Genomic DNA, 12,373 nt, shown 5'->3' with positions numbered 1-12,373 from the left:
CGCACTTTGTCAGGTCAGCGTCGAGAACCGTACCGTCCGGCCGCCGCGCGGGCCCCACCGGCGCGGCCGGTTCGATGGCGCGGAATTGACTTGTACGTCGTACAGGACGTGCCATACGCTGTATATCAATGATCTGCCGTACGCCGCCGCACAGCGCCGAGCCTCGCGTGCGCTACGGCCACTCCGGAGCGAGCTGTCACCGCACCGGACCCCCGGAGCCCAAGGAGTCCGCATGACGGCACCCGCCGCACAACGACCAGACCTCGCCCGTCAGGGGCATCCGCGGCGCTGGCTGATCCTCGGCGTCATCTGCCTGGCCCAGCTCACGGTGCTGCTCGACAACACCGTCCTCAACGTCGCGATCCCCTCCCTCACCTCGGAGCTGGACGCCTCCACCGCCGACGTGCAGTGGATGATCAACGCCTACTCACTCGTCCAGGCCGGGCTGCTGCTCACCGCGGGCAGCTCCGCCGACCGCTACGGGCGCAAGAAGATGCTGATCGTGGGCCTCGCCCTCTTCGGCGTCGGCTCGCTCGCGGCCGGGCTCTCCCAGTCCTCGGGCCAGCTCATCGCGGCCCGCGCCGGGATGGGGGTCGGCGGCGCGCTGCTGCTCACCACGACCCTCGCCGTCGTGGTCCAGATCTTCGACGACGCCGAGCGGGTCAAGGCGATCGGGATCTGGTCCACGGTCTCCTCCCTCGGCTTCGCGGCGGGTCCGCTGTTCGGCGGGTTCGTGCTCGACCACTTCTGGTGGGGCGCGATCTTCCTCATCAACATCCCGGTCGCCCTGATCGCCCTGGCCGCCGTCGCCCGGCTCGTACCGGAGTCGAAGAGCGGCCGGGGAGAGCGGCCGGACCTGCTGGGCGCGCTGCTCTCCACGATCGGCATGACCGCCGTCGTCTTCGCGATCATCTCCGGCCCCGAGCACGGCTGGGCGTCCGGCCAGGTGCTGCTGACGGCGTCTCTCGGAGTCGCGGTGCTGGCCGGATTCGTGCTGTGGGAGCTGCGCGTTCCCCACCCGATGCTCGACATGCACTTCTTCCGGAACCAGAAGTTCGTCGGCGCGGTGGCGGGGGCCCTCCTGGTCGCCTTCGGGATGACCGGATCGCTCTTCCTGCTCACCCAGCATCTTCAGTTCGTCCTCGGTTACGGGCCGTTGGAGGCGGGCCTGCGGACGGCTCCGATGGCGCTCACCGTGGTCGTCCTCAACCTCATGGGCCTCGGCGCGCGCATGGTCCAGAAGTTCGGCACGCCCGCCGTCATCGCGGTGGGGATGAGCTGCCTGGCGGCCGGTCTCGCCGCGATCGCGGTGCTCGGCGGGGGCGACGGTGGGTACGGCGGGATGCTGTTCGGCCTGGTCGTGATGGGTGCGGGCGTCGCCCTGGCGATGCCCGCGATGGCCAACGCCATCATGAGCGCGATCCCGCCGGAGAAGGCCGGGGTGGGCGCGGGGGTCAACGGCATGCTCGCGGAGTTCGGCAACGGACTGGGGGTCGCGGTGCTCGGCGCGGTGCTGAACGCCCGCTTCGCCGCTCTCGTCCCGGCCGCCGTCGGCGCCGCCTCGCTGCCCGCGGCGCTGGCCGCCGCCGACGGACCCGCCGCCCGGGAGGAGATCAAGGACGCCTTCGCCTCGGGCCTGGAGGTCAGCCAACTGGTCGGCGCTGCCGCGGTGCTGGCGGGCGGGCTGCTCGCGGCGCTGCTGCTGCGCCGGGCCGAGCGGGCGGAGACGTCGCCGACCGGGGCTGCGAAGGCACGGCCTGTCGACGTCACAGAGATGCCGGTGGCCGACGCCATGGAGACGTCGGTGGCCGACGCCACAGAGATGCCGGTGGCCGAGGCCGGGAAGGCCGGGGCTGTGAAGGCCGAGGCCGGGAAGGCCGGGAACGGGGCAGACTCGACGGGACCGGCGGCATAGCATCGGACCGGACGCGCGTACCGGACCGTCAGTGTCCGGTACGCCGTCCTTCCGGCAGGACGGCTCGGTCCCGCCCTTCCGGCAGGACCGCTCGGGGGAGTGTCCGCGCAAGACGAGGAGAGTGCGCCATGGTGTCCGAGTCCGACCGCGATTCCGACCGGGAGTCCGTGCCCGAGCCGGGGACCGGTGCCGGCACCGGGGGCGGGCCCGGGGCGGGGGCCGAGACCGATCCGGCGAACAACGCCGCGCGGACCAGCGTATGGCTGGACCGCCGGGCCCCCTCGCGCTCGCGCAGGACCGAGTCCCCGGTGGGCCTGGACCGCAACCGGATCACCGAGGCGTCGGTGCGGCTGCTGGACGCCGACGGGCTGGCCAAGTTCTCGATGCGCCGGCTCGCCGCCGAGCTGGACGTCACCGCGATGTCCCTCTACTGGTACGTCGACACCAAGGACGACCTGCTGGAACTGGCGCTCGACTCGGTCTACGCCGAGATCGCCCCGCCCCGCGAGGACGCCGACTGGCGGGACCGGCTGCGGGAGCTGGCCCGCAGCTACCGCGAACTCCTCGTCCGCCACATCTGGATCTCCCCGCTGGCCGGGACGTTCCTCAACATCGGCCCGAACTCCATGCTGTTCTCGTACGCCGTCCAGGACATCGTCCGGGCCACCGGGCTGCCCCTGGAACGGCAGACCGGCGCGCTCTCGGCGGTCTTCCAGTTCGTGTACGGATTCGGCACCGTCGAGGGCCACTTCAAGGCGCGGTGCGACGCGACCGGGCTGACCCAGGACGAGTACCACCACCAGGCGCTGAGCACGATCAGGGCGCAGCCGCACCTGCGACAGATCACCGAGGCGTCGGACGAACTGATGGCGGCCCGGGGTGGGAAGACGGTCGAGGAGATGCGCGAACGGGACTTCGTCTTCGCGCTGGACCTGCTGATCGCGGGCATCGAGGCGGTGCGCGACCGGAGCGGGTCAGCGGCTCAGTAGTGCCTCGCCGAGGGCCGCTCGGTGCTCGTGCCGGTCCTTCGGGGGACGGGGGACGCTCAGTACCCGCGCCCCGCGTCCACCGCCAGCTCGGGCCTGCGGCCCGCCGTCACGGCCTCCCAGCAGGCGGTGAAGTCGACGGAGACGTCCTCGTCGGTGGTGATCCCCGAGGAGTGCGAGGTGATGACCGTACGGGGCAGCTTCCACACCGGGTCGCCGGGCCCGGCCGGTTCCTCCGGCAGCACGTCCAGCACCGCCCGTCGCACCCGGCCGTCCCGCAGCGCGGTCTCCAGCGCCCCCATGTCGACGGTCGCGCCCCGCCCCACGTTGACGAACGTCGCCCCGCGCACCGCCGCGAACCGGGCGGCCCCGAAGAAGCCCTCCGTGGCCCCGGTCAACGGCAGCGTGGAGATCACCCAACGGGCCTGGCCCAGCACCTCGTCGTCCTCGGCGGCCCCGATCACGCGGTCGAAGCCGGGCACCACCCGGGCGGTGCCCGGCGCGGGCCCGAAGCGCGTCGTGCGGGCGACGCCCACGGTGCGTACCCCGCAGGCGCCCAGTAGCCGCCCGACGGCCGCGCCGATGCGGCCGGTCCCGTAGATCAGGGCGGTCTGCCCGGCGACGAGCTCCGAGGGGAGGCGCTCCCAGTGCGCGCGGGCGTGCAGGGCGGTGAACTCCGGCACGGACTGGCACTCGGCGAGCATCCAGGCCAGGACGTACTGGGCGATCCGCTCGCCCATCCGGCCCACGGTCCGGGTCAGGAGCGCCGAGCCGGGCCAGGGGCCCCCGGCGAACAGCGGGTCCGTCCCCGCGTTGACGCTGTGGAACCAGAGCAGCCGGCCCGTCCGCAGTGCGTCGGGCAGCGTCTCGCCCACGCACAGCAGGGGCCCGTCGGACGTCGGGGGGACGTCCTCCAGGAGCTCCGCGTCCCGCCCGGTGAGCCGCTCCAGCTCCCGTACGAGTCCGCCGTCGAGCGAGGGCGCGACCAGCAGCCGGGCCTTGGCGAGGGCGTCGGGCGAGGGCAGCGGGGTCGGGACGGGCATCCCGCACGCGAGGAGCGAGTGGGGCTGCCCCGGAACGGGCGCCGGCGGAACGGGAACCGACGCAACGGGCGTCGGCGGAACGGTCTCGGCGTTCCCGCTCTCCCCGTCCCCTGTGGCTTCTCCGGTCATCGCGCGGTCAGCTCCCCGGGGCCAGGTGGGCCGGGAAGCCGCCGGTGGCGACGGGGCCCCAGCGCTCCGGGGTGACCCGGATGATCGACTTGCCCTGCTTCACCATCGCCGCCCGGTACTCGTCCCAGTCCGGGTGCTCGCCCGAGATGTTCCGGAAGTACTCGACGAGCGGCTCGACCGAGTCCGGGGCGTCGATGACCTCCGCCGAACCGTCGACCTGCACCCACGGCCCGTCCCACTCGTCCGACAGCACGATCACGCTGACCCGTTCGTCGCGCCGCGCGTTGCGGGTCTTGGCGCGCTCGGGGTACGTCGACATGACGATCCGCCCCGCGTCGTCCACGCCGCAGGTAAGCGGGGAGCCCTGGGGGCGGCCGTCGGCCCGGGTGGTGAGCAGGACCGCCCGGTGCCGGGGGCGTACGAACGCCAGCAACTCGTCGAGCTCCACGGCGGTGTTGGTCGCGATGTTCGGTGCCATGCCCACCACCCTACGACCGGGCCGGGGCGGGCCCGGGGCAGCGCCTCGCCGAGGGCTAACCGGGCAGCGCCTCGCCCTGTACCGCCTGGATGTCCAGTTCCACGCGCAGGGTGGTGCCGATCGCGGAGATGCCCGCCTGGACGACCTGGTTGTAGTTCATCGCGAAGTCGGCGCGGCGCAGTTCGGCGGTGGCGTGGAAGGCCGCGCGCACCCCGCCCCACGGGTCGGGCCCGGTGCCGAGGTAGCTGAGGTCCAGGTCCACGGGGCGTGAGACGCCGTGCATGGTCAGTTCGCCGTGCACGGTCCAGCGGTCGGGTCCCGCCGGGTCCAGCGCGGTGGAGCGGTAGGCGATCTCCGGGTACCGGTCCACGTCCAGGAAGTCCGGCGAGCGCAGGTGCTTGTCCCGCATCTCGTTGCCGGTGTCGATGCCGGCCGCCCTGATCACCGCCTCGACCCGGGAGCGGGAGACGTCCTCCGCGATCTCGATCCGGCCGCCGAAGTCGGTGAAGCGGCCGTGCACGCTGGAGATCCCCAGGTGCTGGGCGACCGCGCCGACCGAGGAGTGCGCTGGGTCCAGCGACCAGACGCCCGGCGGCGGCAGCTCCACCCCGCCCTGGCGGGCCAGCACGATCTGGCCGCCCTCGATCCGGCCGCTCGCGGTGACGAGGGCCGTGGAGGCGGCGGGCGCGTACCCGACCGCCGTGACGATCACCGTGTACGCGCCGGCCGCCAGGGAACCGTCCGTCCGGACGGCCCCGTCCTCGTCGGCCGCGGCGCGCAGCACCTGGGCGCCGGTCATGTCGGTGACGGTGACGACGGCGTGCTGGACCGCCCAGCCGTCCCGTGTCCGTACCTGTGCGCGAAGTCCCATCCCGTATCTCTCTCCTAGCTCGATGACCCGCGGCCGCCCCGAAGGAACCCGGGGCCGCATGGGTCGGGCCCCGGGGCGGTCACGGCAGGCCGTCCCCTGCTCGCCGTACCCGCCACCGGGGCCCGTTTCCACCCGGTCGTGACAGCCTCTCCGCTGGAAGTGCCGTCCGACCAGGGGTCTTCGCGATCCCTTCACGTGCTCGCGCGCATCCCTATAGGTGCACGCGCGCCCGTTCCGCGGGGATCAGTCACTCACCCGGGTGGGCGAGTTCGATGTCGTGCCCGTCGACTCCCGGGCCGCTCACGGTCAGCGATCCGGCCACCGGCGGGTAGCCGGTCGCGATGACCGCGTACTCGCCCGCGTCCAGGTCGGTGAACGCGTACGCCCCGTCCTCGCCGGTCGTCGCGGTGGCGACCACGTTGCCCGCCGCGTCGATCAGCGTGACCCGCGCGTCGGTCAGCGGGCTCCGGGCGGACCCGGCCCGCACGACGCCCCGGACCAGCGCACCGGACCGCAGCGCGGCCTCGACGCGGGTGACGCCCTGGCCGCCGATCTCCACCGGCAGCGCCAGCGGACGGAAGCCCGCGGCGTTGACCGCGACGGTCACGGAGCCCGGGATCAGCTCGCCGAAGGCGAACTCCCCGGACGGGCCGGACGCGCCGGTGGCCAGCACGTCGCCCCGGACGTCGGTCACGACGACCATCGCGCCGTCGACGGGTGCGCCGGACTCCGCGGCCTTGACGTTCCCGGCCAGTCCGCTCGTACCGGAGAGCAGGATGTCGAAGGCCAGCGGCTCCTCGCCGACGACCACCGTGGACGCCTGCGGCTGGAAGCCGTCGGCGGAGGCGATCAGCACGTAGCTGCCGGAACCGGGGGCGTCCAGGGTGTAGCCGCCGTCGGGCCGGGCCACGGAGCGGCCGAGCTGCCGCCCGCCCAGCGAGATCAGGGTGACGGCGGCGCGGGCGACCGGAGCGCCCTCCGCACCACGCACCACACCGTGCACCGGGGTGCCGCCCTGTACGCCGCCGCTGTCGACGGTGTCGTACGAGGGCGAGGGCGAGGTCGAGGCCGAGGTCGAGGCGTAGGCGAGGGCGGGGTCGGAGGCAGAGCCACGGGCGGTGTCGACCGAGGTGGCCCCGGCCGCGCCCTCGGAGACCGGACCCGTGACCGCGCCGACGGTGGCGGGTACGGGGATCTCGGCCGTCTCGACGGCGGCGGAGGCATCGGCCGAGGCGCCGGCGGCCGCATCGGCGGGGGCGTCGGTCGCCACGCTGCTCTTCAACGCGACCTCCTTGATGAAGAGCGTCACGACGAAGGCGACGAGCGCGGCCGGGGCGGCGTACAGGAAGACGTCGCCGACACCGTGTCCGTACGCGGCCTCCATGACCAGGCGCAGGGGCTCGGGCAGCTTGTCCAGGTCGGGGATGCCCCCGCCGCCGGTACCGCCGTGGCCGAACGCCGCGCCCTCCGGGCCGAGGTCGGCGATGCCGTCCTTGACGTAGTGGGTGACCCGGTTGCCCAGGACCGCGCCGAGCGCGGAGACGCCGATCGCGCCGCCGAGGGAGCGGAAGAACGTGACGACGGAGCTCGCGGAACCGAGGTCCTCGGGGGCGACCTGGTTCTGGGTGGCGAGGACCAGGTTCTGCATCATCATGCCGATGCCGAGCCCCATGACGAACATGTAGACCGCGACGTGCCAGTACGCGGTGTCGTACCGGATCGTGCCGAGCATCCCGAGCCCGGCCGTGACCAGGAAACCACCGGTGACCAGCCACCCCTTCCAGCGCCCGGTCTTGGTGATGACCTGGCCGGAGATGGTCGAGGAGAGGAAGAGACCCGTGATCATCGGGATGGTCATCACACCGGACATCGTCGGCGACTTGCCGCGCGCCAGCTGGAAGTACTGGCTGAAGAAGACGGTGCCCGCGAACATCGCGATGCCCACGAACAGTGAGGCGATCGAGGCGAGGGTGATGGTGCGGTTGCGGAAGAGGCGCAGCGGGATGATCGGCTCGGCGGCCCGCGACTCGGTGAGGACGAAGAGCAGGCCGAGCAGGACGGAGCCCCCGACCATCACGCCACTCTGCCACGACAGCCAGTCGTACTTGTCGCCCGCGAAGGTCACCCAGACCAGCAGCAGGGAGACGGCGGCGCTGATGAAGAACGCGCCGGTCCAGTCGACCTTGACGCCCTCGCGCTTGACGACCGGAAGCTTCAGGGTCTTCTGGAGCACGATCAGCGCGATGATCGCGAACGGCACGCCCACGTAGAAGCACCAGCGCCAGCCCATCCAGCTGGTGTCGGTGATGACGCCGCCGAGCAGCGGACCGCCGACGGTGGCGACGGCGAAGACCGCGCCCAGGTAGCCGCTGTAACGGCCGCGCTCGCGCGGGGCGATCATCGCGGCCATGACGATCTGCGCGAGGGCGGAGAGACCGCCGACGCCGATGCCCTGGACGACCCGGCAGGCGATGAGCATGCCGCTGCTGGTCGACAGACCGGCGACGACCGAGCCCAGGACGTAGATGATCAGGGCTATCTGGACCAGCAGCTTCTTGCTGAAGAGGTCCGAGAGCTTGCCCCAGAGCGGGGTGGTGGCGGTCATGGCCAGCAGCGAGGCCGTCACGACCCAGGTGTAGGCGCTCTGACCGCCGCCGAGGTCGGAGATGATCTCGGGCAGGGCGTTGGAGACGACCGTCGACGACAGGATCGCGACGAACATGCCGAGCAGCAGCCCGGTCAGCGCTTCCATGATCTGCCGGTGTGTCATCGGCGTGCCGTCGGGGGCGCCGGAGGCGGGGGCGCCACCGTGCCCTCCGTGCTTGGCGTGGCCGCCCCGCACACCGGTGGGTGTGGTCGTAGCCATTGAGTTCCTTATCCGTGCGAATTTGCTTCTGTTACACAGGTGTACGGGTGTGGGCCTCGTCGCCGAGACCGGTCCTGCACTCGCCGGTGTGACGTCCGGGGGCGCAGCCGCCGGATCCGCGACAGGCGAAGCTGTCACGCAGCCGGGACAGCAGCGCGATGAGCCGGCCGACGTCGTCGTCGGACCAGTCCTGGAGGTTGTGGGCGAACACCTCGGTGGTCCGCCGGGTCAGTTCGTCGAGCTGCTCGTGCCCGCCGGGGGTCAGCCGCAGGATGCGGGACCGCTTGTCCGCCGGGTCCGGAGACCGCTCGATCCAGCCGCGATCGGCCACATGGGCCACGTGGCGGCTGGTCACCGACATGTCCACGGACAGCAGCTCGGCGAGCCGACTGATCCGCATCTCGCCGTGCCGGTCCAGGAGGGTCAGTACGGCGGCGGATCCCGCGGGACATTCGTGGGGCAGTGCGCGGGCGAGCCCCCTTTTGACGGCCCCGACGGCGCTGAGCTGCCGGGCCAGTTCCTCGTAACTACTCCGTGCGGCCACGGGAACCCCCAACACACTCACGACTATGTTGTTGCTTAGGGCAACGATAGAAGCCGTTGGTTGCTACAGGCAAACGAAAACGGCCTTGCAGAAGTAAAGGAACGCAAAAGCCTCCGTAGGGTCCGGGTCAAGCCCGTTCCCCGGCTGCGGCGACGCGGCTCGGACGGGGTGCGGGGAGGCCCGGGGGTTGGGCGGTGGGCCCGAGTTCGCTAGGGTCCTGCCCCATGGCACACAACCCCCACGCCCCTCAGCCGGGCCCCGAGGGCACCCCTGACCCGGCGGGCAGCACGCAGATGTTCCGCGCCTTCGTCGACGAGGGCGAGCCGCAGCGCCGGCAGCAGCCCGCGGCGACCTCTTCCGGGCCGAAGGCCGGGGTGATCGCGGCGGTGATCGCGGTCGTCGTGGTCCTCGGCGCGGTGGCCTGGCTCGCCCTGGGCTGACCCGCGCTCGCACGGGGCCGCCCCGGGACGGTGCGGGGCAGGCCTACGACGGTGCGGGCAGGCCCACGGCAGCGCGAGCGGGCAGGCCCGCAGCAGCACGACGTACGACAGCGAGGCGTGCGACAGCGCGACGCGTGCGACAGCGCGACGCGTACAACAGCGCGACGCGTACGACAGTGCGACGTGTACGACCGTACGATCCGGCCGCACGGGGGACGGGAAGCGGAGCCGCACAGCCGGCCGCCGCTCCACCTCCGGGCGGCCTTCGTGCGTACCCGGACGGCTTGCGTGAGTGGCGGGCTCTCCGCCGTACGGTCAGTCACTTCCACAAGGTCACTCCCACACGGCGGAGACGTCCTGTGTCTCGACGCGCATCCCCAGGGGGACCCGCCAGGACTCCACGCAGACCGTGTACGTCTTCGAGCGCGCCGAGCGCGCGCCGATCGGGGCGGGCAGGGGCTGCGACGAGGTGATGGTCGCCCAGTCGACGCCGAGGGCCCCGATGACGTGGGTGGCGAAGGTGACGGCCCCCGAGCGTGCCGGGGAGGAGGGCCCGGACGAGGGGCTGCCGGACCCACGACCGCCGGGGCCGCGCTCCCCGCCGCCGCTGTGGCTGCCGCCGTTCCCGTCCAGCGGGACCAGTGTCACCTCGCCCGAGGGCTTCCCGCCGCCGCCCGCCGAACGGTCCCCGCCCTCGGCGGCGGCGCCCACGGCTACGTACCCCTCGTCGTCCGGCCCGCTCCCGCAGGCGGCCAGGCGGCCGCCGCCCAGACACAGAGCGGCCGCCGAGGCGACGATGACGGTGCCTCGGCGGCGGGTGGAGCCGCATGTCTGACGTCGCATCGGTCAGCGTGACTGACGGACCGTCAAACCTGAACCCGTGTGCGGGAACCGGCGGGGACCGGCGGAGCCCGGCCGAACTCCGCCGGGCCGACCGGCGTCAGTCCGCGATGAGCCCTTCCCTGAGCTGCGCGAGCGTGCGGGTCAGCAGCCGGGAGACATGCATCTGGGAGATGCCGACCTCCTCGCCGATCTGCGACTGCGTCATGTTCGCGAAGAACCGCAGCATGATGATCTGGCGCTCGCGCGGGGCGAGCTTGGCCAGCAGCGGCTTGAGCGACTCGCGGTACTCGACGCCCTCCAGCGCCGCGTCCTCGTACCCGAGGCGGTCGGCGAGGGAGCCCTCGCCGCCGTCGTCCTCGGGCGAGGGGGAGTCCAGGGAGGAGGCGGTGTAGGCGTTGCCGACGGCGAGACCGTCGACCACGTCCTCCTCGGAGACCCCGAGCGCGCGGGCCAGCTCCGGCACGGTCGGCGAGCGGTCGAGCTTCTGCGCGAGCTCGTCGCTGGTCTTGGTCAGGGCGAGCCGCAGCTCCTGGAGGCGACGGGGGACCCGCACGGACCAGGAGGTGTCGCGGAAGAAGCGTTTGATCTCGCCGACGACGGTGGGCATCGCGAACGTGGGGAACTCGACACCCCGTTCGCAGTCGAACCGGTCGATCGCCTTGATCAGGCCGATCGTGCCGACCTGGACGATGTCCTCCATCGGCTCGTTGCGGCTGCGGAACCGCGCCGCGGCGTACCGCACCAGCGGGAGGTTCAGTTCGATCAGTGTGTCCCGCACGTAGGTCCGCTCCGGACTGTCCGTTCCCTCGGGGCCCGAGGCGGGGCCGAGCGCGGCGAGCCGCAGGAACAGGGAGCGGGACAGCGTGCGGGTGTCGATGGCTTCCGGCGAGCTGGTGAGCACGGCGGGTGCCGGCACGCTCTTCGTGAGCGTGAGCACCTTCGAGCTGCCCTGTTCTTCGGACATGCCACCCCCTTGAGGTCGCGGACGGTCGCGGTGGCCGCGACCATCGGAGGAACGCAGCCTCCACCTGAATACCGGAGGCGGGGCTGCGGCAAACGCGCTTCGAGCAGAATGTCACATGTCGGCAACGCGCTGTAGTGACATGTCGACAAGTCAGCGCCGAATCCGCCCTGGAAACAGGGGGTGTAGGCCTTTTATGCCGCCAGAACTGCTCTCTGGACGGTCTACCCGTTCCGGTTACGCCTCGATCCTGTTTGCGGATCTCAGTCGGGCGAAACTTCTGGCGAGAAGCCTTGACACATGCATCTGGGAGACGCCCAGTTCCGCGCTGATCTGAGACTGAGTCAAGTTGCTGTAGTAGCGCAGGAGGAGGATGCGCTGCTCGCGCTCGGGGAGCTGGACGAGGAGGTGCCGTACGAGATCGCGGTGCTCGACACCCGCGAGCGCGGGGTCCTCGTAACCGAGGCGGTCGAGGAGCCCGGGCAGCCCGTCGCCCTCCTGGGCGGCCTCCAGGGAGGTGGCGTGGTACGAGCGCCCGGCCTCGATGCAGGCGAGCACTTCATCCTCGGAGATCTTCAGCCGCTCGGCGATCTCGGCGGTCGTCGGGGACCGGCCGTGGGCGGTCGTCAGGTCCTCGGTGGCGCCGGTGACCTGGACCCACAGCTCGTGCAGCCGGCGGGGGACGTGGACGGTGCGCACGTTGTCGCGGAAGTACCGCTTGATCTCGCCGACGACGGTGGGCATCGCGAACGTGGGGAACTGAACCCCGCGGTCCGGGTCGAACCGGTCGATGGCGTTGATCAGGCCGATGGTGCCGACCTGGACGACGTCCTCCATCGGTTCGTTGCGGCTGCGGAACCGCGCTGCGGCGTACCGCACGAGGGGGAGGTTCGCCTCGATGAGGGCGGCCCGGACCCGCCCGTGCTCCGGAGTGCCCGGCTCCAAATTCTTGAGCTGGCCGAAGAGGACCTGGGTGAGCGCCCTGGTGTCGGCGCCGCGGGTCCTGGCGGGCCTGACGGAAGGGTCCGGGGTCTCGGTCTGGATGTCCTCGGCCCGGACGGTCTGGACGGCCTGGACTGTCTGGGGAGGCACTTGAGGCGCTGTACTGGCCGGCACGGTGACGCCACCCCTTCGCGGTCAACTACGGTCAACTCATCCGTCAAAAGCGGTCATAGCATCACAAGACATGTCCACTGTGTGCAAGCACCTCATAGTGCCGTGTTGAGGTCATAAAGGTTTAAACGGAACGGAGAAACCCCCCGCCCGACGGGCGAGGGGTTGCGGGAACCGGACCGAA

The 12,373-nt window shown here is 71.9% G+C and carries 11 protein-coding genes; 3 read left to right on the top strand and 8 right to left on the bottom strand.

The window, feature by feature from the left end; all coding sequences use genetic code 11:
- The first annotated feature begins 232 nt into the window (after positions 1 to 232).
- Both AC3CH1_RS13315 and AC3CH1_RS13310 read left to right on the top strand, forming a co-directional pair.
- Complete coding sequence (locus AC3CH1_RS13315; protein ID WP_488463087.1) at positions 233 to 1,915, top strand: MFS transporter; 1,683 nt, start codon at positions 233 to 235, stop codon at positions 1,913 to 1,915.
- 128 nt (positions 1,916 to 2,043) lie between these two features.
- Entirely contained in the window at positions 2,044 to 2,904 is an 861-nt protein-coding gene (locus AC3CH1_RS13310; RefSeq protein WP_488463086.1) for a TetR/AcrR family transcriptional regulator, read from the top strand.
- Between the two features lie 56 nt (positions 2,905 to 2,960).
- On the opposite strand, the gene AC3CH1_RS13305 is transcribed toward AC3CH1_RS13310, so the two are convergent.
- The 5 genes from AC3CH1_RS13305 to AC3CH1_RS13285 all read right to left on the bottom strand — a co-directional run bounded on the left by AC3CH1_RS13305 (position 2,961) and on the right by AC3CH1_RS13285 (position 8,832).
- Positions 2,961 to 3,944 (bottom strand): NAD(P)-dependent oxidoreductase, encoded by a 984-nt coding sequence (locus tag AC3CH1_RS13305; protein ID WP_488463085.1) that lies wholly within the window; start codon positions 3,942 to 3,944, stop codon positions 2,961 to 2,963.
- Between the two features lie 136 nt (positions 3,945 to 4,080).
- Entirely contained in the window at positions 4,081 to 4,551 is a 471-nt protein-coding gene (locus tag AC3CH1_RS13300; protein ID WP_488463084.1) for a PPOX class F420-dependent oxidoreductase, read from the bottom strand.
- 55 nt (positions 4,552 to 4,606) lie between these two features.
- On the bottom strand, positions 4,607 to 5,422 hold the full coding sequence (locus AC3CH1_RS13295; protein ID WP_398066873.1) for a YceI family protein: 816 nt from the start codon (positions 5,420 to 5,422) through the stop codon (positions 4,607 to 4,609).
- Positions 5,423 to 5,669: 247 nt separating this feature from the next.
- Entirely contained in the window at positions 5,670 to 8,192 is a 2,523-nt protein-coding gene (locus tag AC3CH1_RS13290; RefSeq protein ID WP_488463495.1) for an MFS transporter, read from the bottom strand.
- A gap of 127 nt (positions 8,193 to 8,319) precedes the next feature.
- A complete protein-coding gene (locus tag AC3CH1_RS13285) occupies positions 8,320 to 8,832 on the bottom strand; it encodes a MarR family winged helix-turn-helix transcriptional regulator (RefSeq protein ID WP_361873266.1) in 513 nt (170 codons plus the stop codon).
- Positions 8,833 to 9,056: 224 nt separating this feature from the next.
- Here AC3CH1_RS13285 and AC3CH1_RS13280 point away from each other — a divergent pair, with 224 nt between their 5' ends.
- On the top strand, positions 9,057 to 9,272 hold the full coding sequence (locus AC3CH1_RS13280; protein WP_018958646.1) for a hypothetical protein: 216 nt from the start codon (positions 9,057 to 9,059) through the stop codon (positions 9,270 to 9,272).
- 333 nt (positions 9,273 to 9,605) lie between these two features.
- Here AC3CH1_RS13280 and AC3CH1_RS13275 read toward each other — a convergent pair whose 3' ends face one another.
- The 3 genes from AC3CH1_RS13275 to AC3CH1_RS13265 all read right to left on the bottom strand — a co-directional run bounded on the left by AC3CH1_RS13275 (position 9,606) and on the right by AC3CH1_RS13265 (position 12,192).
- Entirely contained in the window at positions 9,606 to 10,115 is a 510-nt protein-coding gene (locus AC3CH1_RS13275) for a hypothetical protein (protein ID WP_488463083.1), read from the bottom strand.
- Between the two features lie 97 nt (positions 10,116 to 10,212).
- Positions 10,213 to 11,079, bottom strand: coding sequence for an RNA polymerase sigma factor SigF (locus tag AC3CH1_RS13270; RefSeq protein ID WP_003967686.1), 867 nt, complete (start codon positions 11,077 to 11,079; stop codon positions 10,213 to 10,215).
- A gap of 234 nt (positions 11,080 to 11,313) precedes the next feature.
- Positions 11,314 to 12,192 carry an RNA polymerase sigma factor SigF gene (locus AC3CH1_RS13265; RefSeq protein WP_488463082.1) on the bottom strand — a complete coding sequence of 293 codons (879 nt, stop codon included), beginning with the start codon at positions 12,190 to 12,192 and terminating at the stop codon, positions 11,314 to 11,316.
- Positions 12,193 to 12,373 lie beyond the last annotated feature (181 nt).

The sequence above is a fragment of the Streptomyces sp. MGP-P1 genome (assembly GCF_057766565.1).
The sequence above is the reverse complement of the archived record's forward strand: the minus strand, read 5'-3'. Positions and strand labels throughout refer to the sequence as shown.